Source organism: Commensalibacter nepenthis, from assembly GCF_029953305.1.
GTDB classification, from domain to species: domain Bacteria; phylum Pseudomonadota; class Alphaproteobacteria; order Acetobacterales; family Acetobacteraceae; genus Commensalibacter; species Commensalibacter nepenthis.
This window is the reverse complement of record NZ_JASBAN010000004.1, coordinates 1-22,844: the sequence shown is the minus strand read 5'-3', so window position 1 is coordinate 22,844 and position 22,844 is coordinate 1. Positions and strand designations below refer to the sequence as shown.

Below are 22,844 nucleotides of genomic sequence, written 5' to 3'. Positions count from 1 at the left end.
GTATCCATATCAAAGCGATACCAGATCCCATCCCATGCAAGCTTTCTGGCAATAAAGTCAAAATCTGTTTCTTTATATTGCATATCTTGCTCATGAGCAGGATACGTATGGGTAATATCAAAATGGAAATCTTGACCTTGAAAACCATGACGATCTCTTAACACCTTCTCGACAATTTGAGGAATAGATTGGTTTTGAAAGATAGAGGTATATTGAGTTTTACGTAATAAGGCTAAACGAGGCTCTAATGTGACTGCATAGGCTGTTTGATCTTTAGAACTACCGAGCTTGGAAAACCCTGTAATGACCCCATAAACCCGTCTCTGAGGCTCTAAATCAGTGGGGGATTGAAAGAAAAACTTAGCTGTGCAGTTAAGCACATCTTGAGGGGTGATCGTGGGATTAACAGAAGTGAAATTAATCTGATAAGAAAAAGGCTCACTTAAATTTTCTTTACCTTCAAAACTCTGAATATCAATAGGTGAACTACAGTCAGAAATTGAGAGATGATAGCGATTATGACCAGAACCAGAGCCTAAACCTTTGCCAGTAAGAAGAGCCTTGGTTGCATCGTCAACAACGTCAAACATACCCATATCATCACCCCAATAATTAGTTAAAAAATAGATATTATTCTTATGTCAAAAAAATATGCTGTTTCCCTAATCAGAGCAAGTCACTTTATCCAAAAGACAACCACTACATTCCTAACCCTCTACCTCTTGCAAGACTAATTCGGGCTTGTTTCTCCTCCATCTCCCTTTGTTGTTCTGCTTTTCTATGCAACTTTACTTCAATGCGTCTAAAGACTTTTCGAGCAAGCTCTTCAATTGTTGGTTTTCCTGCTCTAACTTGCTCAACCGTTCGCTTAATGCGCTCATAACCTCGTCTTGCTGCTTCACCAATCTGTCTAATGCGTCCTTCAAAAGCTTCTCTGTTGGTGTCATCTACTCATTCCCTAGCTTGATAATTCGGTAATCTTGATTGTCTCCGTATACCTGATCCTTGTATTGAGGGTCGATCTGAATACAAATCTTGCTCGTCTTGTCTACCAAATTGCAGTTCGCTAACATCATTCCCTTGCTTTGAGCTTTGTATAACGCTGCCGATTGCTTCCAATCTACCATTTGATTGTATTGCACGGTCGCCTCTCGGGCAAAATACGCCATCCCCAATGCCAACACGAGCCCAATCCCTATCAATATCCAAAACGGCACCTTGTAAAGCTTGATTAAGTCTTTGAGTATGACTTGCTTTTGACTTTCCAAATCGTTTCGAAAACTCTGAGCGTCTGCGTTCAACTGCCTTTTCAAGTCCTCCTGTAGCTTGCTTATAGCGCTCAGAAGTTCTTTCTTGGCCTCCAAGTCCCTCTGCTCGTTGAATTTCTTCAATAGCTCGATCGAGTGAGAAAGATTGCTCATAGATTGCTCCTTTAAGCCGTAAATTACGTCCGTCTGTTTTAATGGAAATGTTTTTAGGAGTTACCCTAGCAATTTCAAACCCCGCCTCTGTAAGACACTTTAAAACGTCCTCTCGGGTCTGAATGCGTCCCTTTTCTAATTCATCTCGTAAAAGCCCATTAATCGCTTCCTGAGCATTTTTTTTATTTTCTGGTATGTTTCTACTCGAAACCGTCATTTGACGCTTCTCTGGTGCGTCTGGGTCGCTTAAATCATATTGTTGATTGATAACTTGCTTGAAGTTCTCCGCAAGAGGGCGATCCGACTTATCGTAATAGACCGATAACCGCTTCCCACTTTCAAGCTCTACATTCGGCACAAAGAAGTTTAACTCAAGTCTCCCTTTGTCAGTATGTTCAATCCAACAGATATTATATTGCTCTGGCTCTAACCCTGCAAAAAAGGTCTCTTCAAACTTCTGCATGATTTCTTGCTTATGAGCATCAGGGATATTCGCTTCCTCAAAAGATAAACACCCAACCGTATATTGATTTTTGAAGCCTAATCCTTCTGCCACATCAACGGAAAGTCTTGGGTTTCCTTGTAAAACTTGAACTTCATGCTCATGCTTCTTAAGCAAATAATCCATTGACCTACGAGGATTGCCTCCCGTTTTAGGATGAGGAAAGAACTTAATAATCATTTTCTAATAAACTCGCTAATTGTCGTTCGATATGAATAATCTCAATTAACCATTCAATATTATGTTTTCCAAACTGAACTTTCTTAGCAATCTGATTGAGATTAACGCCAATTTTGTTCAGTTCATAAAGTAATAAAGGATCAACAGTTGAAACACGTTTAGCTGGTTTTTGCTCTAAGCAAGTTTCACGAACCCACTCTGCCAATCGAAGTTTGGTTTTTCTTTGAAGTAACAACTCATATTCTTCATCAGTTGTCATAATCTCGATTTTCTTCGTTCGTTTCTTCATGGCTTCTTCTTTGCTGTAAAGGGGTTAAGGGGATATCCCCTTACAAGAGTACAAACCATGGTTTGTATATCCTTACCCCATATCACTCAGGAAAACAAGATGATACTTACTCTCTCATATTTAGACAATTCCTTTTTGTTTTTTATGAATGAATATGAAAAAAAATTTAAAAGAATTAATTACCAAATTTTTAATGGATTTTTAGAGTTTTCCACAGTTTAAAAGGGAGACTATAGAGGGATATAATATATCTATTATATCTAGTGATTTCCAAAATTACCATTTTTCGTTGGGAAACCGCAAAAAATACCTTGACAATAGGTCTAGCCCGACTAGACTTGTTAGTCTGATCCAGCCAGACCTATTATTAGGATATACACAACAATGACAGCTTATCTAAAACGTCTTCAAACGAAGCCTCAAAAAGAAGCTCAAGAACAAATAGAACAAATAGAATTATTTCTTTCTCAGTATCCGCATTTAGATGAGAAAAAAGTTTCCTCATTATTATGGGATGCACGCAAAAAAGCTAATTTACAGGAACAGAATACTTGGACATTTATCATGATTAGCCCAACTCAAAACGACAAAATTGTTGATTGGTTAGATCAAAATAGCAGCCAACCCCGAAAAGCCGTTCGTTTATGGTTAAAATTATTTAAAGCAATTAATATAAATACGGGGCAAATTATGCTCACACGCCAAGAAATTGCACAAGAAATGGATATGCTTCCTCGTAATGTAAGCACAATAATGTCTGAGCTTGAAAGCGTTGGAGCTATTATCAAAGAAAAAGAAGGACGAGGTGTAATTTACTATATGAACCCACTTGTTGGTACGCATTTACCTCATGAAGTAAGAACAAAAGCTCAAGAATCTGCTCCAAAGTTAAAATTACTAGAGGGTGGAAAAATATAGTTATAAAATATTAAAAAGGGCGTGCGGCTATCTGGTACATCTCTTCATAAGTTTTTTGAAATGGGCGATTATCCTTATCAATCCATACTCCCACATCGTCTATTTTGTCATGATTGACACTATCTACTGAATAGCGATCTAAAAAAATACTGACCATATACTTTTGATTGTCTAATATATAAAAACCAGAAAAAATATCAGATAAATCACCAATTTCTGACACAGAGGTGCTATTATAATCCATATTTTCTATAAAATTAGGATTTACATTAATAATTTTTATTAATAACTCTTTACGCTCTTCCTTGATAGGAAATTTACTATCATTTAAAGCTCGTAAAAACGTTTCTTTATCCATAAATATAGGCTTTTTCTTTCGTATAAAACTTTGTGATGTGCTATCCTCAGGATCAGTATAAATATAAAATAACCCTGTGTCATAATATTTTGTTACATCATGTTGACGACCAATGTCATCATACATATAAACTTCTTTAGAACTATTCATATAAATACCTCCCCCAATCACTATAAATATTATTAATATTAACCAAATATACTTGCTTTTCATTAGTCCTCCGTAGGCATAATTCCTTTTTCTCGAAAATCTGTATCAAAGATAAAACGTCCTCCAGGAAATTTTTCTGGACTAGTCCCACTTTTAACAGGATACAAAGCCCCACCTCTCATCCAAACAACATCTTTTTTAGCCATCATAGCTCTTTCTCTATTTTCATCTATCAATTGACTACATTTTTCTTTATTTTCTTTTCTATAATTTTCATCTGTTTTACATTTTTCCAACATATCCCTATCCTGTTGATTTCCCCATGTATCAACATAATCCGAACGCCGAATAAAACAATGCACTGGTATTTTAAGATGATCTGTAATCTCCGAGGCTAGAGTTGGTTTTACTAACCATGATCCTTGCGTTTCATCTTCATCATTAGGTGCCCCCGTCCTACAAGCCCATGAACAAAAAATCGCTTTCTTATGAAAAGCTGTCGGTAACCACTGTCGTATTCTTTGCCCATCTAAACGATATGAAGGCTCAATGCCTTTTACAAAGCTCGGGGTGATATGATTTAATCCTTCAAGAGGTTTATGAGTAATCTTTTTAAAGGAGTAATATAAAAAAGGCGCCCCATAACCCAGAGCAATTTGACCTGGCAATCCATGAGAAAATACATCTATGCGGTAAATTAAATATTCACTGCGATCATACCCCTGACCTTGATTGATATACTGCATAAAATCAGTTCCAACCCCACTTGGAAAAGTGAGAAGACTAATATTCTCCACAAAATAAGGAGCCTCTTGTTTAATATCATCAAGAGATTCTTGAATAAGCTTCTTATGAGCCTCAGTATAATAATCAGGATCACCATTCATTAGGGCTAAAGTTATAACAACCCCAGAACCCGGAAACACAGGAAGTCCATTACTATCAGATAGGTTCTTTACATGCTCTTTTATAATTCTTATTGCCTGTGCAGGAAATACCAGTCTATTTCCTTTACTTCCATCATAAATATTAGCAGCAATCACAATAAATTCTAAATTTTTAATTGAAATTGCTTGCTCTACCGTATGAATAACACCATCACCACTTTTTTTAGTAGTGCCTGTCGTTTTTTTACTCCAATCAACCGTATCAACCATTTTAACACCTCACTTTATTCATCAATATCTAAATGAATATCTACATATTGCGGATGCGTTGTAAAAAATACTGCTGTATATCCATCTTTATCAGTTACACCATGTTCCATTGTTCCATCAGGTAACTTTGCAACGTAAGGTGTATTCGCAATAGGAAATCCTTTTTTATTTTTAAAAAGAAAACGTAAATTTTGTTGTTCTGCAGGAATTGGCAGAGGTGGAATATCGAGCGGCATTGAGCCTACATTTTGCTTCATCACCACAGCCGTCCTTTCGATAATATGGTCAGGTGCATTGATGATGACTTGATCTGGGTTCATATGGATAAAGCTATTCTTCCCACAAACAAGATTAATTTCTTTAGGTGAGTAAAGGGTCAACTTTCCATCATGGCTGGTAATCTGAATATCTTGCTTAGCGTCAAGGTTCATCTGATTTTCTTGTGCCTGTAGCTCAACCTTTCCATAACCTGCGACGGCTCTAAGGTCTTTGTTATGGGCAAAAAGCGATACTTCATTTGATGCAGCCATTGTAACGTTGTTTTTGGCATTGAGGCTGACATCTTTGCCTGCTGTGGTGATGACGTTTCTGCCTGCGTTGTGTTGGATCGTAGAGGGTGTAGTCTGTGCAATGCCTGCGGGGGCTGAGATTAAAATACTGGCTTGTTGAAGCATGGTGATGGCGCTCTCAATGAGGGTCATGAGGTTTGAGGTGTCTAATCCTGTCGCCTTTGACGCATCGGCTGCCTCTCTAAGCTGCTTAGCTTGATTAATGGCACTACTGAGCTGTCCTGTTGCCTCGATCATATCTAGAGAGGTAGAACTTGCCTTTTGCCGCCCATCCGCACTGATAAAGATGCCATTATTCGCTCTGATAGCTCCCCATTTATCGGTTCGCAGTTCAAAGCCTTCGCCGCGTTCTTGTCTGGAACTATCGACGAGATGCCCCATATTAAGCTGGGTTTTGCCGCCATATTCTGTAGAGAGCTTGATATGTTCTTTGCCGCGTTCATCCTCCATCCTGATCTTATTATTCGATGGGGTTCTTAGAACGTTTCTTTTATAGTTCTGAATGGTGACATGATCGCCATTTGATGAATCATGCAGCGCATAGGCAATATAGGGTCGGTCTGGATCACCATCTTCAAAGGCAATGGCAACCTCTGTTCCATCTAAGAGTGGCCAGTGAAAGCCATAGGTGCCTCCACTATAAGGCTTTGCTAAACGCACCCAGAGGCTTTCTTTACCCTTATCCCATGTATCAAGGTCAAAATCAAAATAGACCTTATACCGACCCATCTCATCAATATGGCTATACGTATCAAACTTCTCCGTGCTGCTCACTCTGGCTGGGATAGTCCCTGCAATATGCGGTCTTTCAAGGAGTTTGGGTCTGAACCCTATTTGATCACTATAAGGAATGGCTTCAAAGCTCATCTCATATTTGCCATCTCTTGACCCTCTATTACTCGTAGAGACAATCAAAAAGCCCCGTTTTAATGCGGTATCTTCTGATCCTCCTTCAAGATCAAGGACTTTTCCAGGATATAAAGAAGGATCATTGGTCTTGCCTGTAATCCGAACTTGGTTATTTTTATAGCGTTCATTATGAAGCCTTGCATGAAAAGACCCTGTTTCAATGTCGGGGTCTATGTCTGCGCCTTTTTCTAAATACCGATCCCCATAATGATAGGGAACCCCATAGGTGGTTTGATCGGGCTGCCACTCATCGGTCTGGCTATTTTGGGTGGCATTGGCGGTTCTGTAGTTATAGTCCTTCACCTTAGCCCCAGCCTGCACCACATTATGATGCACCGATAATCCCCATACAGAAAGGGTCGCATTATCATTCATCCCAGACCCTGCAGGACTGCGCACAGGAAGGCTATTGCCAAAGACATACTTGGTCTGGTCATCAGAAAAAACCACCACATCTAGCTCAAGCCTGGTATCCATATCAAAGCGATACCAAATTCCATCCCATGCAAGCTTACGTGCAATAAAGTCATAATCGGTTTCTTTATATTGCATATCTTGTTCATGAGCAGGATAGGTATGCTTTGTATCAAAATGAAAATCTTGACCTTCAAAAGAATGACGATCTCTTAAGACTTTCTCAACGATTTGAGGAATAGATTGATTTTGAAAGATGGAGGTATTTTGGGTTTTACGTAACAGGGCTAACCGAGGTTCTAACGTCACGCCATAAGCGGTTTGATCTTTGGAACTGCTGAGCTTTGCAAAGCCTGTAATGACGCCATAGACCCGCCTCTGAGGCTCTAAATCAGTGGGAGATTGAAAGAAGAACTGAGCATGACAGTTTAAAACATCTTGAGGGGTAATATTGGGATCAATCGAGGTAAATCTTATCTGATAGGAAAAAGGCGTGCTAAGTTTTTCAACCCCATGAAAATCCTGAATGTCTAGCTCAGAATTACAACCTGTGATAGAAAGATGATACCGATTATGACCAGAACCAGAAACACCTAATCCTTTGCCAGTAAGGAGAGCCTTAGTTGCATCATCCACAACATCAAACATCCCCATATCATCACCCCAATAATTCATTTAAAATAAGATATTATTACAATAATGAAAATATGCCGTTTTATTAATACGAGCAAGTCACAATCCAGAAAAAAATAAAATTATTACATTTTATCGCTAATCTACTCTATTGACCCTCATCAGACATCATGCAAAAGATGAAATTGTCATTCAATCATGAGGTTTATCATGCCTATTGTTTCTATTTCCGAAGCTGCTCGTTTGGTAAATAAAAGTAGAAAAACAATATACAAACATATACATCAAGGAACACTTTCAACTGTTACCACTGTAGACGGCTCAAAAGGCATTGATACATCTGAACTTATACGTGTTTATGGTTCATTAAAGATACAAAAAGAAACACCTGTTACCTATACAAATAGTAAACAAAAATATACAAAGAGTAACACAGATAAAGAAACACCTGTTACCATCAATAATCACAGATTTATTGAGCTTGAAAAGGAACTTGCTTTATCTAAACTAAGATTAGAACAGCAAGATAAAGAACTAAACTATAAACAACAGATCATCGATGCAAAAGAAATTGCACTTTCTTCAAAGCAAGAGACTATAGATAGTTTAAAGGTTGCATTAAAGTTATTAGAGCATCGTCAAGAGAAAGACACTCCTCTTTCACCAAAAGAAGAACAAACTACATTAGAGCCTTCAGAAAACACCCCTGCAGACCCCATAGAAATCACAGAACCTTCTAAGACAGGATTTTGGAATGGGTTTAAAAAACTCTTTCAATAATCAAAACTTATCCACATTTTTGTGGGTAAGGTTGTTTTTAAGTTTTGTATGAAGGTCTATTTTTAGAGCTTAAGCAAGTGGTTTAGATAGATTTTACCTTACATTGAAGGACTATTATTCCAATAATCGTCATATTCTTCCTCGTCATGATCTTGCTTGATGGCTTGAGCGACCTCTATTTGTTTCGGTTCCATCTTCAATATGGAACTTAATTGATTAAATATTTTTTCTAAAGCTGGTTTTATCTTTTCTAGAATAGCTTTAAATAATGCAGCAAATTCTACAGGCTGCCCTTCAAACATGGTTCCTTTTGGCTCGATAACCCAAGAAACATTATCTAAAAACACATTCAATGCCTGTTTATATTCCTGAAACAATTCAGCAATAGATTGCTCGTTTATATTCTCCAGAAAGTCATATAGTGGCCTTAATAAAAGCTCTTCATCAAATTTTACAGGTTTTACCTTGGGTAATTCTTCAAAAACATATCGTCTCACAATATGAGAGGTTTCTGCTAAGAGTTTTAAACGATTTTGTGGTTCTTGATCTAACAAAATAACCGCAGCAAGATTGCGCATTCTCCTTTTTTGTCGTTGTTGAGCTTGAGAAATTTCTTCCCGAACTGTTATCCTCTGTTGTTCAATTTGCTTTTTAAGATTTGTGATCTCAGCAGACATTGCCTGCTTTTGTTCTTGTATTTGCTTGACCTCTTTAAGAAGTTTTGTTTTCTGTTGTAAGACAGGCGCTAAGATATCCGCATGAATATGATCTCTTTTAGTTTTTTCTTTATAATCTCCCCGTTCTATACGCGGATCTAAATAATCTTGGCACCATCTCGCCCAAGAGGATTGTAACGCCCCTCTAGGACGCTTCACCATAGGATCAAGCACTTTTTCCATCTCAAACAAGGCTTGTATTGATTTATTAACACTAATGACTTTCTTTGTTTTATCTGATTTCCGTTGTTTTTGTTCATGAACAGGGGAAACAAAAACATCAATAACGCCACTTCCAGCTTCATCCCGATCATATCGAAGTCCCCAAACAGAACCTTGACCTGCCCAACTTTCTACCCATTCTCTAGCATTTTCAAATAAGGCTTTTACTCTTGGATTGTCAGGGTCATGAGGATCGCCTGTTTCTTCTAACCATTCTGGGCTAATCACCAAGAGTAAATGTTCTGCAAGGCTTGAGTTTTTACGTTCTCCTGCTGAAAGCTCTTTTTTATGGATTTTAAAAGCCTCAATATAATCCAGTTCTTTTCCGATCCCTGCTTTAGACCATGCAATGGGTTTTTGATCGAGATGGATACTTCTTTTTTGAGATGTCACATCTAATCGCTGCGCATGATCTTGAGCAGCAGAAAGAGAATGATGTCCATTTAAAGATTTAATACTAGAAGCCCTGACGGCACATTTAAAGTGAACCATGAGTTACTCAATGAAATGAAAGACTATAGAAGTAACATAATCTTATTTATTTTACAAATAAACAACATATTGAGTATTCTAATCTCTTTCAGAGATTTATCGCTCCGCTGAATACATATGGCAAGGGATTTTACCCCTCTGCACGCCCCTTAGAAAGCAATATATTTTGGTAAAATATGATCGGTTAACCAAACGCCATTATCTGCTTTAAAGAACTTAAAACCCTCTTTGAACATTTGCCCTGTATTGATTTTCAATACAATTGCTTTTCCATGACGATTACCTACTTTCAAAGCTGTTTCTTCATTGGAAGATAAATGAACATATTGCCTTTTTGCTGAGTGTATTCCCTGTTCAAAAATAGAGTTCAAATTAGCACTAGCAGTGCCATGAAAAAGAACATCAGGGGGTTCGATGGATTGTAAAGCTAGATCAATATCAATGGAATGTCCTTGGGCAGCTCTTATCTTTTGTCCATCTTCAGAAATAGTAAAACGTTGCTTATCATTGGTTTGAACCGTTTCTAATAAATCATCTAAACTGAGTTTATATCCTGCTTTTTTGGCTTTAGAGATGAGTTGTTTAATATCTGTCCAACCATTTTGATCTAAGATAATTCCAATATGCTCAGGAGCATGACGTAAAACCAAACTAAGCATTTTACTAATTTCTTTACTCACTGAATAAACCTTTCAAGATTAGAAAATAAAGAATAAAAAAACTCTAATTTATTTTCTGAGCAATAACTTAAATCATCAATATGCACGTAAATGCCATTTTAAAGATCCTACAGTGCATTTTAATTTGTTTCATATCAAATCCCTATATAAAAACTATTTAAATGCACTGTAGAGCAATTTAAGAGCGTTTAGAGTATTATTTATTTGAAATGTAGAATATTATATTAAAACTATACAACTATAGATTTTTACTCTTAATGGTCAATCTGTTCATGTGTATTTTGATAAGTTATCCACAATGTAAAAATCTAATTTGCTTATTATAAATTTATTAAAGTATTATTAAGGGTCATTATCCACAAGGTAAACCATTGAAAGTAAACAACAAATTATCCACAGACGCATCTAAAAGCACGAAATAGCGCATCTAAAAGCACGAAATAGCGCATCTAAAAATAACAATACAAAAATAAAAATTGCATTTAAAAGCACGATATTATATATACTTTTTGCACCTAAATGCACGATAATTAAAAAAGGTGATTGCTACGAACAACCACCCTTTACAACCATTATTTTCAATACTCTAAGGAAATAAAATAATGATTAATACCAATAATAACATTCAATATAAATGTGAAGCAAGATTCCTAAACGTTAAAAGTAGAAAACATCTTTCTCCTATCAAACACCAAAAAACAAATTTTTTTATTGCGGATATTTTTAATAACCTAACATTTCAAGATGATATAGCTAGTATGGAGCATCCTTTATTTGCTTTAAAAGCTGGCGATACAAAAGACCGACTGTATCAACATGGAAATATAACCATACAAGTAAAACCAACAAGTATAGGTTTAGCAACAATTCATGATAAAGATATTTGGATTTATTGCATATCAAAACTCATGCAAGCCATTTATGAAGAAAAAGAAATCAGTCGAACTGTTCATTTTACAATCTATGATTACCTTATAACAACAAATAGACATACAAGCGGTAGTGATTACAATAGAGCAAAAGATGCCCTTGAACGATTATCAGGTACACGGATTACAACGAATATTGAAACTGCAAAAACAAAAGAAGCACACGGATTTGGTCTAATAGATGCTTGGCGTGTTGTTGAAGAAAAAGACGGGCGTATGGTAAGAGTATCTGTTACCCTTCCAGATTGGCTTTATCGTTCTGTTACTTCGAAACAAGTATTAACAATTAGTCCAAATTATTTTAGGCTTAGAAAGCCTCTAGACCGCCGTATTTATGAATTGGCTCGCAAACATTGTGGTAACCAAACAGAATGGAAAATAGGATTAAAATTACTATATAAAAAAACAGGATCAACAGAACCTATTCGTAACTTCAGAATAGGTATCAAGTCCTTAGTCGCAACAAATGAACTTCCTGACTACAATGTATCTTACGATCTTAATAATGATATTGTAATTTTTACAAATAAATAGTTCAAAAACTCATTATAATTTACATTGATCCGTAAACTCGTTGAATCATTTAATTTATGAAAAAAATATTAAATTCATCAAACGAGCGTTTAAATTATCAATACGCCTCGGTTCTAGGTTTTAATGTTGGAATAATGGCGTCCCAAATGGCAAGCGCATCTTTTTCAGAGATAACATCGTTATTCTGTAATGTTATGGTAATTGCAGGGGTTTGAGGCGTGCCATTCATTTCATTCATTCTTAAAATGAATGTATATTCCGTTTTCCCTGTTTGTTCATTTTTTCCTGAGGCTAAAAATTCTTCCGCATGAATATAATCCGTATCCCGTTTTGAAAAGCGAATTATTTTTCCTTCAGGAGCCTCAGAAGCATATTGCTTAATTTCTGAAGATCGCCCTAACATGGTATCTTTAGAATGAATATCTGTATCATATTCGATGGTAATATTAAGTTCTTTATTATTTTTATAAAAATATTGGTTACCTGCATATTCATAATCCCCAGCGGGGCCTTTGATAAACACATTTTGATAACAGGTTCCTTTGCCTTGTGGGGGATGAAGATTATCCCATCCCTCCATTCGAGAGAGCAAAGACTGAATCTCATTACGTTTTTGGGGAAGGTCAGTAACAAATTTAAAAACTCTTCTATCTCGCTCATAACGTGGATCATCAACAACTGTTGCTTTAATTTTTAAAATAATCCCAACATTATTACTAAATAGATGACCTTCTAATTCTCTTAAAGCATCTTTATTACCAACTCCTTCATTATGATTAAAAACAACTCCTTTTCGACCATCTTTCAAAGGATAGGTTTCTTTTAAATAAGGTTTATCCTCTGATTTTACAAAAACATGTTTTTTATCATCTTTTAATTCCTCCTCTCTCATCCATAATTGAGTGTTAAACTCTTTTTCTGTCATGGGTTGAGAAAAAAGTTGATGTTGATTTATTTGATCCTGTGTAGGTTTATCATTCGTAGTTCCTGAGATAAACTCAGCAGGGATATCAATTAAAAACCGCCCTACACAACGGGGGGTTAGGTTTTGGGTATAAGGGTTGTGTTTGATTTCAGACATGGGCGTATATCCTGCTTGAAAGGGGTAAAAACGATATAAAAGAAGGCCTATAATAATGATAATAAAACCAATTATTAATAATCGCTTACGAGAGAATAGAGTTGTCATTGGCATGTCACTTGCTTAACAATCTGTACGATCGACCAAAGGGTAAATAGTTGTGACGTTTTAACATTATAGGCATTTTGATGATCGGTTTCTAAATAGCGAATACATTTGACCCCAAATTTTCCTTTGGGGGCTATTCCTGATATAAAGGGAACCGTTCCATCCCCTTCAACATTTGGATCTGATATTTCATAATATTTATAATAATCATATTTTTTGCTGGGTTGTTTTACCGCCCCACCAACTTTTTTAACACCATCTGTAGGGGCTTTTTCAAGCCAATATTGCCTATAAAATTGTTGAGAATCCCACGTTGCATACCCATACGCCTTATAATCATTACTTTTTCCATAAAAAACGTAACTATTAGAATGATATTTATTCTTAAGAAGATTTTGAAAATCTTCAACAGTAGACATGTTATTTAAAAACTGTATTTTTTCAGTCCTATATTCCACTTCTATTCCTTTTGGGTTAACCATCGGTTCTTCAAATAATCCATACCATTCATCTGTTGTATAGATTTCTGCAAAAGGATCTGCTTTGGGTAAAAAATTAATTTCTCCTTGCTCATTCCTAATTCTTAACCATTGTTTATATTCCGTACCCTCTCCATATTCTTTAAAAGGAAGAAGCTCTAAACTGCCAGGTGCTTGGCTCATTACCACAGACATATCTGTTCCAGTTGATCCAAGAACTTGATTCGTTATTGCATTTATTGGATTATAATTAAAGTTAGGATTGCCTGTTTTCATTCTGGTATAGGCTGCAGCCGCCCCCGTGGCAGGCATCACGCCATGCACAACTCCAAGGATTTTATCTTTACCTCCAGAGATTTCTGAGCAATAGCGTGTCACCAGCCCACCCATTGAATGCGTTACAATAATAACTTTATCCAAAGTTGGACCATTTTGTTTTTCAATTTTTAAAACATCTTGAATTCTTTTTAGTAAAAACTCTGCAGAGTTTTTATTATCATCCAACCAATTATATCCACATGCATAGACAGGAAAATCAAAATTATAACTATGCTGCACATCCTCTGTATCTAAACTATATTTAAAGAAATAATCCTCTAATTGTATTTCACTATATTCAGAAGATAAGATTTTTTGCGCATCCCCATTTTGCATCAAAAAACGTTCTCCTGTTTTCTGATTATAACTATCATAATCATTTAAATTCGCTTGCAACCATTTTAAGCTCTTAAGATAAAAAGACTGACCAGGCTCACCCCACCCTTTATCCTTTTTTAAATCTTTGCTTTCTTTTAATTTTGCTAAATCAGGGCGGAGTTTCTTCTTTCTCTCCTCAGCAGAAGCCGTTCGCCAATTCCAAACTAAACTTGCCGTAGAATCTCCATTCCAAACATTTTTATCTTTATTATCAACAAGATTACTCCCCATAATCCCTGGCACAAAGATCACAGGAATAATTAAAGAATGCTGGATTTGATGAATCTGCCCTGAACCTTTTGGTACCATTGAACATTGATAAATTCGTTTACCATTCTCATCCGTAGTTGGATGAACAGGAATAATTGTTGTGGTTACTGACATTGACATCCCCCTATTTATCAAATAATTTCATATGGATATTTTCTAAGAAATCACTATTTTGCTTATCGCCTTGACCATTAGCTTGAGTTGTTACCTTTTGATCGCCCGTTTCTCTTTGCAACAATGCTTTTTTACCCAAAACGCCTTTACCAGACCCTCTCCAAGAAACTTGTGGAGTTAATTCATACTTCCCTGTTTGCCATGTATTGAACTGGGAGGCCATAGAAGCGGCACCTTGTTTTTGAACGACGGCTGTTTTAAGGAGGATATGATCTGGCGCTCCGATTTCGACTTGGGAGTTACCGATACGGATATAAGCTGAGCCTGCCGTTAAGATGATTTCATTCTTCGCAGCGATCAGGACTTTGCCTGTGCTGGATTTCATGGTGATGTCTTTGAGGGCCTCGATATCCATCTCATCCCCTTGGGCTTGCACCTCAACTTTCCCTTTGGACGCAAAGATCTTAATCCCAGTGCTTTGGGCAAACAGGCTGATACATTTTCCCGCTGCCATCGTAATCTTACCCAAAATACTCGTATCATGGTTTCCAGCCGCAGCTGTAATGACATTCTGTCCCGCAGCAAGTTCTATACTCTCAGGCGTGGTCTGTGCTATTCCTCCAGGGGCAGACATCAAGATGCCAGATTTTTTAAGCTCATTAATATTCTCATCTAAAAGCTTTTTTTGGGTCTGTAGATCAGCCAATTCTGCCTTTGCAAGTTCGGCTGCTGATCTCAAAGATTCAACAAGTTGTTGAGCGGATTGAAGTTGGCTTTTAGCTTCTTTCATATCAAGTTGTGTTGATGAGGCAGTAGCTCTTGTCTCCGTGCTGATAAACAAACCTGCCCCAGCACGTAATGCGCCCCATTTATCCGTTCTTAATTCAAACCCATGTCCACGCTCTTGTCTGGAGCTATCGACAAGATGTCCCATATTGAGCTGGGTCTTACCGCCATATTCAGTCGAGAGTTTGATATGTTCCTTACCCCGTTCATCCTCCATCCGCATCTTGTTATTTGACGGGGTTCTCAGAACGTTTCTTTTATAGTTCTGAATGGTGACATGATCCCCATTCGCTGAATCATGCAAGGCATAGGCAATATAGGGTCTGTCTGGGTCGCCATCTTCAAACGCAATGGCAACCTCTGTCCCATCCAGTAACGGCCAGTGGAACCCATACGTGCCCCCACTATAGGGCTTTGCTAACCGAACCCACAGGCTTTCTTTCCCCTTATCCCATGTATCTAAGTCAAAATCAAAATAGACCTTATAGCGTCCCATCTCATCAATATGGCTATAGGTATCAAACTTCTCTGTGCTGCTGACTCTGGCTGGAATAGTCCCTGCAATATGCGGACGTTCAAGGAGCTTGGGTCTAAACCCTATTTGATCGCTATAAGGAATAGCTTCAAAACTCATCTCATATTTACCATCTCTTGAGCCTTTATTGGTCGTAGAGACAATTAAAAAGCCATATTTCAAGGCTGGATCTTCTGATCCCCCTTCAAGATCAAGAACTTTTCCAGGATAAAGTGAGGGATCATTGGTTGTGCCTGTAATTCTGACTTGGTTATTTTTATAGCGTTCATTATGTAGCCTTGCATGAAAAGACCCCGTTTCGATTTCGGGGTCTATGTCAGCACCTCTTTCTAAATACCGATCCCCATAATGATAGGGCACCCCATAAGTGGTCTGATCGGGCTGCCACTCATCGGTCTGGCTATTTTGGGTGGCATTAGCGGTTCTGTAGTTATAGTCCTTCACTTTAGCCCCAGCCTGCACCACGTTATGATGGACAGATAAGCCCCATACAGAGAGTATGGCATTATCATTCATGCCAGAACCCGCAGGATTGCGCACAGGAAGACTATTGCCAAAGACATACTTGGTCTGGTCATCCGAGAAGACCACCACGTCTAGCTCAAGTCTAGTATCCATATCAAAGCGATACCAAATCCCATCCCATGCGAGCTTACGTGCGACAAAGTCAAAATCCGTTTCTTTATATTGCATATCTTGTTCATGAGCAGGATAGGTATGCTTTAGATCCATATGGAAATCTTGACCTTCAAAGCCATGACGGCCTCGAAGGACTTTTTCAACGATTTGAGGAATAGATTGATTTTGAAAGATGGAGGTATATTGGGTCTTGCGTAACAGAGCTAACCGAGGTTCTAACGTCACGCCATAAGTCGTTTGATCTTTGGAGCTACTTAGCTTTGCAAAGCCTGTAATTACCCCGTAAACCCGTCTCTGAGGCTCTAAATCTGTGGGAGATTGAAAGAAGAACTTGGCAGGGCAGTTTAAGACATCTTGAGGAGTGATGTTGGGCTCAATAGAGGTAAAGTTGATCTGATAAGAAAAAGGAGTGCTTAAACACTCCTGCCCTTGAAAATCCTGAATATCAATAGGGGAATGACAGCCTGATATGGAAAGATGATAGCGATTATGACCAGACCCAGAAACCCCTAAACCTTTACCAGTCAAAAGTGCCTTGGTTGCCCCGTCAACAACATCAAACATCCCCATAACACAACCTCATCTTTTTAATTAATGAATAAAAATAATTACAATTTGATAAAGATTATTCTGATTTGTAATTTACAACAAGATCATTTTAAAAATATTCCTTCAAATTTTGATGCTTTTCATAAAATTTGAGGAATTAAACTATTCTTAGTTTTTATAATTTTCTTGTGTCTTTATCCATAAAACGTTGAGCATGAAATGCGAATAAGTTTAGTAAATGTATTACATTTACACATCTTGCCACGTAATTTTATAAGATTCTTCGAGATTCTTTAAGATTGGAAAACTGAAACTTGAATTTTGATAATAATCTTGAAAAATATTAAAGAATAAAGAAGAATCTACAAAAATGGATGAGTTTAAATAAGGGATTTAACGATATGGAAAATAAGAAAAGTTGGGGTTCGTCTCGGGTAATATTTTTTTCATTAAAAGAAGAAATAGAACAAGATTTATTAAAAGCATTTCCTAAGAGAACAATTTGGCAGAAGCATCATTCTATTTTGAATTGTAGCTATGCTAATTTTGTTCAGTTATGTAATAAATATATTGGTCAGACACTAATTATCTTTACATCCTCATCTTCTAAAAAAATAAAAACAGAGGAAAAAATGATTTTAGAACCAGTAGAGCTAATCTCTAAATCAAAATCAGCTCGTCCTGTTTTTAAGGGAAAGAAAATACATTTTACGCCTACACCCAATCCTGAAGATGTAAAACGTTGGTTAGGAAATAAAGATTGAAGTTGATTTTACATACTCTTAAAACGCTCATATATCCTTGTAGAATAGCTTTAACTGTTTTTATAATGGATTTTTATAAAATCATTTAAAACGTTTCTATGACATTTTGAGAACGTTTTAGGAATATATTATTTTAATTCTCTTTGAGCATAATAACTAAACATATAAAAAAATGTTTTAAAAGTAGGTTTTAAATTTCATTTAATTTTATTAGTTATCCACAAAAATTTTAATTGGTTTTGCTTTTTAAATTCTTTTTAAAGAGTTTTAAAGAGTTTTAGGTAAGCTGTACCCCTTATTTCTCTAAGATTACAGCTTGTTAAATGTGCTTTTTTTGAAGTTAAATGTGCTTTTTTTGAAGTTAAATGTGCTTTTTTTGAAGTTAAATGTGCTTTTTTTGAAGTTAAATCCACAAGATAAAATGTGCCAAAAAAAAACTATTGCACATTTATATAAAAATATTTAAATTCGTTCAGAAAATATATCTACTTCAAAGATGGCACAATTGAATAATTTATTAAACAAAAACATTGTTATAGCTAATATAGTAACTAAAGCAGGACAAGGTTTATCATTAGCAGAAAAACGTATTTTATTCGCAGGATTAGCTCAGTTAAATGGTAAAAATGATTTTGTTGAATTAAGAGCTGAAGAATTTTCTAAAATATTTGAAGTCACGCCATCTGTAGCATATAGACAATTAAAAGAAGCTACTAAAAATATATTTAATCGTTACATCACTTGGCAAATCGAAAAAGATAAATCTATTGGTGTTAGAACAACAAGATGGCTAGTTGGCTATGATTACTTTGATACAGAAGGTTATGTGCGTTTTAAATTTAGTGAACTTCTTTTTCCATATTTGTTTGAGTTACAAAGCCACTTCACTAAATATAAATTACAACAAGCATGCGCCTTACGCTCTATTCATTCTTGGCGACTTTTAGAAATCCTTGAACAACACAAACAAGCAGATCAAGACGGATGGAGATGGATTAAAATATCTGTTGATACTTTTCATCATGCAATGGAAAGCACTCCAACACATCAAAGAAGTTTTGCTGAGTTAAGACGAAAAATCATAGAGCCAGCAATTAAAGAGCTATCAAATAAAGACTATTGGACAATAGAATGGAAAGCTATCAAAAAAGGAAGAAAAGTCAGTATGATAGAATTTAAATTTCATAGGAAAATACAGTAATATGTAATTAATAGTTTTAAATACTCATTAAAACTAAAATTTGTTTATAAACTCATTTAAAATTCTAATTTATAGACAAAATAACTTAATACATTAAACTAGCGTTCTAAAGAGGTGGGGTAATACGCCATATTGTAGCTGTTTCTACACTGGCTGTTAAAGCAGATCTAATTGCATGAGCCAATCCATTTTGTTCTCCTATATTTGCTATATTAATATTTTGACTAACCAATACGGCTGCAACAGAGTCATTACCTATTTGTATTTGTATATTAAATTCTTGATTAGTTGTTATTCCTTGCATATCAATACGAACATTGTCATTGTCTCTAAATAATGTTCTAGCAACATTATTTAAATCACCATATCCTAACAATCTGATAAGTTCATGGCATTGATGTTTCTGGACATTATTTAATGCAATTACACCTCGAATACGTTGATTTGTATCAAATTTAATCCATGGCATTATATTAGTTTACTTTCTTGTAATAATAACTGAGAATTCTCAGTTCTAAACTTTACATTCACTATTCTGATATTATTTAATAAGTTGTTGAAATTTTAATAATAAACGAGAGAAAAAGCTCACCACAATTAAAATTAATTGATGGTGGATTATTTTAGTTTATAAAAAATCAACTTAGCTTTATATAAGAAAATAACTATTTAAAGTCTTTTTCATCTCTTGTTGTTAATATATATGTATCCCACCTTTTATTTAAAACACTTTTATTACAAGTAACTCGTATATAATAATGATTATCTTTTAATTTATAAACTTCTGGAACAAATATAGATTTCGTCCATTGTAACTTTAATGGTGTTATACATTTAGGTAATACTGTCCTGATATCAAATGAAGATGATTTTACATTACTTCGATAATATTTATTATAATTACTAATAAATGAAGTAATCTTATCATTCAAAAATGTTAAATCTTGTATATTTTTAGAGTAAAAATCTGGATTAGCATAAGCTATTTTAATGCAGAAAAAATAGTTATTTATTATTAAAATTAATGATATTAATAAGTTAATATATTTTCTCAATTTATTATCCTATAATCAAAGTTCCAATATACTTACCTTTTGAATCTAATCTATTTGTAATCAAATAATCATATAAATCATTCCATTTAGATATTTCGTAACAGGTAATACATCCTTCTGATAAATTACCTACATGTACAAAATTACTATTATATGTGGGTGCATACTCAATATGAAACCATACTGTATCAGCTTTTAAATTAGGATAAGCTGCTCTATACCCTATAGTGAAATCTGGATTTCCTGAATATGTAGGAGCTAAAATCTTATATTTCCCATCAGGTAAAGGTTTTGAATGTAATATTTTTCCATTATTTGGGCTTGCTGGATTTCTTTCTTCAAAATCAACATCTGAATCAATCGTAATTCTTGCTGTTTTTCCATTAAAACTCAATGTAGAAAATAATTGATTATAAGGTCTTGGAAAAAAAGGAGACTTCTCTATTTTTCTTCCTATTTTTTTTACATTTAATACTGCACCATTTCCTCGTTTAAATGGAATAAGACATTTACTAACATTTGCATCGCTTAAACTACCAACTTGGTTGGCATATCTTCCTTCTTGAATTAAGAAATAAGTTCTTCCACCTTCTTTTTTTTGAATAGTTACCTTTGTATATTCAGAAACAGTTTTTTTTACTGTTGGTTCAGGATCATTTTCTAATTTTATCCATAACCATCCTGTCTTATCAGCTGCTTTAGTATATCTGACTTCAAATACAGCTGTTTGAGAGCTATTAGGATCTCTATTTGTGGTTGCGGTTCTTCCTGTCATATCTATTTATCCAATATGTCCTAAATATACTTTTAACTTTTGCGGTTGATTGGTTTTAATGCGATCAGTTTTACCCAATTCATCTGATATACCTTGCATTAAAGTGTCATCCTCTAATTTTATGGTGTAAAGCGTATTTGATAAAATATCTCCTTCATCCGTTGTTAATATAAATTGTTCATCAAAATCCCCTATTGGAATTGGCAGAGGCGGAATATTGAGAGGCATTGATCCCACACTTTGTTTCTGCACCACGGCGGTTTTATGGATGATGTGGTCGGGTGCATTGATGATGATTTGGTCGGGGTTCATATGGATGAAGCTATTCTTCCCACAGACAAGGTTGATTTCTTTGGGTGAGTAAAGCGTTAACTTCCCATCATGGGATGTAATTTGAATATCCATTTTAGCATCGAGGTTCATTTGGTTGGTTTGGGCTTGGAGTTCAACTTTTCCATACCCAGCGACGGCTCTGAGGTCTTTGTTGTGGGCAAATAGCGATACTTCGTTTGATGCTGCCATTGTAACGTTATTCTTGGCGTTAAGACTAACATCTTTCCCCGCTGTGGTAATAACATTGCGTCCTGCATTATGTTGGATCGTGGATGGCGTGATCTGAGCAATGCCTGCTGGGGCTGAGATGAGCACACTAGCTTGTTGTAATGCCGTGACAGCCCCCTCAATTAACGCCATCAGGTTCGATGTATCCAACCCAGTCGCTTTAGACGCATCAGCTGCTTCTCTAAGCTGCTTGGCTTGGTTTAAAGCTGCACTAAGCTGTCCTGTGGCCTCGATCATATCCAGTGACGTAGAACTGGCCTTTTGCCGTCCATCTGCACTAATAAAAATCCCATTATTGGCTCGAATAGCCCCCCATTTGTCGGTTCTCAGCTCAAAGCCTTCTCCTCGTTTCTGACGAGAACTATCCACGAGATGCCCCATATTAAGCTGGGTCTTTCCTCCATATTCCGTAGAGAGCTTGATATGTTCTTTGCCCCGTTCATCCTCCATCCGCAGCTTATTATTTGATGGGGTTCTTAAAACATTACGTTTATAATTCTGAATAGTGACATGATCCCCATTGCTTGAATCATGCAAGGCATAGGCAATATAGGGTCTGTCTGGATCACCATCTTCAAAGGCAATCGCCACCTCTGTTCCATCAAGTAACGGCCAGTGAAAGCCATAAGTGCCGCCACTATAGGGCTTAGCTAGTCGCACCCACAGGCTTTCTTTACCTTTGTCCCATGTATCAAGGTCAAAATCAAAATAAACCTTATAGCGTCCCATCTCATCAATATGACTGTAAGTATCAAACTTCTCCGTGCTGCTTACTCTGGCAGGAATGGTGCCAGCAATATGAGGACGTTCTAACAGTTTAGGCCTAAACCCCACTTGATCGCTATAAGGAATGGCTTCAAAAGACATCTCATATTTGCCATCCCTTGACCCTTTATTGGTCGTAGAGACAATCAGGAACCCATCTTTTAACGCTGGATCTGTTGATCCTCCCTCAAGATCTAAGACCTTCCCAGGGTAAAGGGATGGATCATTAGTCGTGCCATAAATACGGATCTTACCATTCTTATAACGCTCATTATGCAGCCTTGCATGGAAAGACCCTGTTTCAATGTCGGGGTCTATGTCTGCACCTCTTTGTAAATACCGATCCCCATAATGATAGGGAATACCATAAGTCGTATTATCGGGCTGCCAACTATCCGTCTCGCTATTCTGAGTAGCATTGGCAGTGCGATAATTATAATCCTTAACCTTTGCCCCTGCTTGCACGACATTATGTTGGACTTTTAACCCCCATACGGAGAGGATAGCATTATCATTCATCCCAGACCCTGCTGGAGCGCGCACAGGCAGGCTATTGCCAAATACATATTTGCTTTGATCGTCTGAGAACACTACAACGTCTAACTCAAGGCGT

The 22,844-nt window shown here is 36.3% G+C and carries 20 protein-coding genes; 5 read left to right on the top strand and 15 right to left on the bottom strand.

Annotated features, from left to right (window positions below; genetic code table 11):
- The 4 genes from vgrG to QJV33_RS11600 form a co-directional block, all read right to left on the bottom strand.
- Nucleotides 1-596, bottom strand: a 596-nt coding sequence (gene vgrG, locus QJV33_RS11615; RefSeq protein WP_281463568.1) for a type VI secretion system tip protein VgrG, incomplete at its 3' end; no start/stop codon positions are given.
- Nucleotides 597-788: 192 nt separating this feature from the next.
- A complete protein-coding gene (locus QJV33_RS11610; protein WP_281463567.1) occupies nucleotides 789-947 on the bottom strand; it encodes a hypothetical protein in 159 nt (52 codons plus the stop codon).
- A gap of 4 nt (nucleotides 948-951) precedes the next feature.
- On the bottom strand, nucleotides 952-2,103 hold the full coding sequence (locus QJV33_RS11605) for a relaxase/mobilization nuclease domain-containing protein (RefSeq protein WP_281463566.1): 1,152 nt from the start codon (nucleotides 2,101-2,103) through the stop codon (nucleotides 952-954).
- Complete coding sequence (locus QJV33_RS11600; protein WP_281463565.1) at nucleotides 2,093-2,392, bottom strand: plasmid mobilization protein; 300 nt, start codon at nucleotides 2,390-2,392, stop codon at nucleotides 2,093-2,095. The genes QJV33_RS11605 and QJV33_RS11600 overlap by 11 nt, the downstream gene beginning before the upstream one ends.
- 384 nt (nucleotides 2,393-2,776) lie before the next feature.
- Between QJV33_RS11600 and QJV33_RS11595 the strand changes: the two genes are divergently transcribed.
- Nucleotides 2,777-3,310 (top strand): hypothetical protein, encoded by a 534-nt coding sequence (locus QJV33_RS11595; protein ID WP_281463564.1) that lies wholly within the window; start codon nucleotides 2,777-2,779, stop codon nucleotides 3,308-3,310.
- A 10-nt stretch (nucleotides 3,311-3,320) separates the two neighbouring features.
- Here the strand turns inward: QJV33_RS11595 and QJV33_RS11590 are convergent, their stop codons facing one another.
- From QJV33_RS11590 to QJV33_RS11580, 3 genes are all read right to left on the bottom strand, one after another.
- Entirely contained in the window at nucleotides 3,321-3,818 is a 498-nt protein-coding gene (locus tag QJV33_RS11590; protein ID WP_281463563.1) for a hypothetical protein, read from the bottom strand.
- 62 nt (nucleotides 3,819-3,880) lie between these two features.
- The gene (locus QJV33_RS11585) at nucleotides 3,881-4,975 is read right to left on the bottom strand and encodes a hypothetical protein (protein WP_281463562.1); all 1,095 of its coding nucleotides are present in this window, start codon (nucleotides 4,973-4,975) and stop codon (nucleotides 3,881-3,883) included.
- A 14-nt stretch (nucleotides 4,976-4,989) separates the two neighbouring features.
- A complete protein-coding gene (locus QJV33_RS11580; RefSeq protein ID WP_281463561.1) occupies nucleotides 4,990-7,521 on the bottom strand; it encodes a type VI secretion system Vgr family protein in 2,532 nt (843 codons plus the stop codon).
- A 189-nt stretch (nucleotides 7,522-7,710) separates the two neighbouring features.
- On the opposite strand from QJV33_RS11580, the gene QJV33_RS11575 reads away from it, so the two are divergent.
- Nucleotides 7,711-8,280 carry a hypothetical protein gene (locus QJV33_RS11575; protein ID WP_281463560.1) on the top strand — a complete coding sequence of 190 codons (570 nt, stop codon included), beginning with the start codon at nucleotides 7,711-7,713 and terminating at the stop codon, nucleotides 8,278-8,280.
- Nucleotides 8,281-8,378: 98 nt separating this feature from the next.
- On the opposite strand, the gene QJV33_RS11570 is transcribed toward QJV33_RS11575, so the two are convergent.
- Together QJV33_RS11570 and QJV33_RS11565 are read right to left on the bottom strand one after the other, a co-directional pair.
- Nucleotides 8,379-9,710: a hypothetical protein gene (locus QJV33_RS11570; RefSeq protein ID WP_281463559.1), complete on the bottom strand. Its 1,332-nt coding sequence runs from the start codon at nucleotides 9,708-9,710 to the stop codon at nucleotides 8,379-8,381.
- Between the two features lie 149 nt (nucleotides 9,711-9,859).
- The gene (locus QJV33_RS11565; RefSeq protein WP_281463558.1) at nucleotides 9,860-10,390 is read right to left on the bottom strand and encodes an RNA 2'-phosphotransferase; all 531 of its coding nucleotides are present in this window, start codon (nucleotides 10,388-10,390) and stop codon (nucleotides 9,860-9,862) included.
- A 602-nt stretch (nucleotides 10,391-10,992) separates the two neighbouring features.
- Here QJV33_RS11565 and QJV33_RS11560 point away from each other — a divergent pair.
- Complete coding sequence (locus QJV33_RS11560) at nucleotides 10,993-11,853, top strand: replication initiator protein A (RefSeq protein WP_281463557.1); 861 nt, start codon at nucleotides 10,993-10,995, stop codon at nucleotides 11,851-11,853.
- Between the two features lie 97 nt (nucleotides 11,854-11,950).
- On the opposite strand, the gene QJV33_RS11555 is transcribed toward QJV33_RS11560, so the two are convergent.
- From QJV33_RS11555 to QJV33_RS11545, 3 genes are all read right to left on the bottom strand, one after another.
- Nucleotides 11,951-12,934: a T6SS immunity protein Tli4 family protein gene (locus tag QJV33_RS11555; RefSeq protein WP_281463556.1), complete on the bottom strand. Its 984-nt coding sequence runs from the start codon at nucleotides 12,932-12,934 to the stop codon at nucleotides 11,951-11,953.
- Between the two features lie 104 nt (nucleotides 12,935-13,038).
- A complete protein-coding gene (locus QJV33_RS11550) occupies nucleotides 13,039-14,601 on the bottom strand; it encodes an esterase/lipase family protein (protein WP_281463555.1) in 1,563 nt (520 codons plus the stop codon).
- A 10-nt stretch (nucleotides 14,602-14,611) separates the two neighbouring features.
- Nucleotides 14,612-17,131, bottom strand: coding sequence for a type VI secretion system Vgr family protein (locus QJV33_RS11545; protein WP_281463554.1), 2,520 nt, complete (start codon nucleotides 17,129-17,131; stop codon nucleotides 14,612-14,614).
- 380 nt (nucleotides 17,132-17,511) lie between these two features.
- Between QJV33_RS11545 and QJV33_RS11540 the strand changes: the two genes are divergently transcribed.
- Together QJV33_RS11540 and QJV33_RS11535 are read left to right on the top strand one after the other, a co-directional pair.
- Complete coding sequence (locus tag QJV33_RS11540; protein ID WP_281463553.1) at nucleotides 17,512-17,874, top strand: hypothetical protein; 363 nt, start codon at nucleotides 17,512-17,514, stop codon at nucleotides 17,872-17,874.
- Between the two features lie 505 nt (nucleotides 17,875-18,379).
- Nucleotides 18,380-19,075: a replication initiation protein gene (locus QJV33_RS11535; RefSeq protein ID WP_281463552.1), complete on the top strand. Its 696-nt coding sequence runs from the start codon at nucleotides 18,380-18,382 to the stop codon at nucleotides 19,073-19,075.
- Nucleotides 19,076-19,181: 106 nt separating this feature from the next.
- Here the strand turns inward: QJV33_RS11535 and QJV33_RS11530 are convergent, their stop codons facing one another.
- From QJV33_RS11530 to QJV33_RS11520, 3 genes are all read right to left on the bottom strand, one after another.
- Complete coding sequence (locus QJV33_RS11530) at nucleotides 19,182-19,544, bottom strand: hypothetical protein (RefSeq protein ID WP_281463551.1); 363 nt, start codon at nucleotides 19,542-19,544, stop codon at nucleotides 19,182-19,184.
- Between the two features lie 590 nt (nucleotides 19,545-20,134).
- Nucleotides 20,135-20,905 carry a hypothetical protein gene (locus QJV33_RS11525; protein ID WP_281463550.1) on the bottom strand — a complete coding sequence of 257 codons (771 nt, stop codon included), beginning with the start codon at nucleotides 20,903-20,905 and terminating at the stop codon, nucleotides 20,135-20,137.
- 6 nt (nucleotides 20,906-20,911) lie between these two features.
- Nucleotides 20,912-22,844 (bottom strand): DUF2345 domain-containing protein (locus QJV33_RS11520; RefSeq protein WP_281463549.1); only part of this gene is annotated, 1,933 nt, incomplete at its 5' end.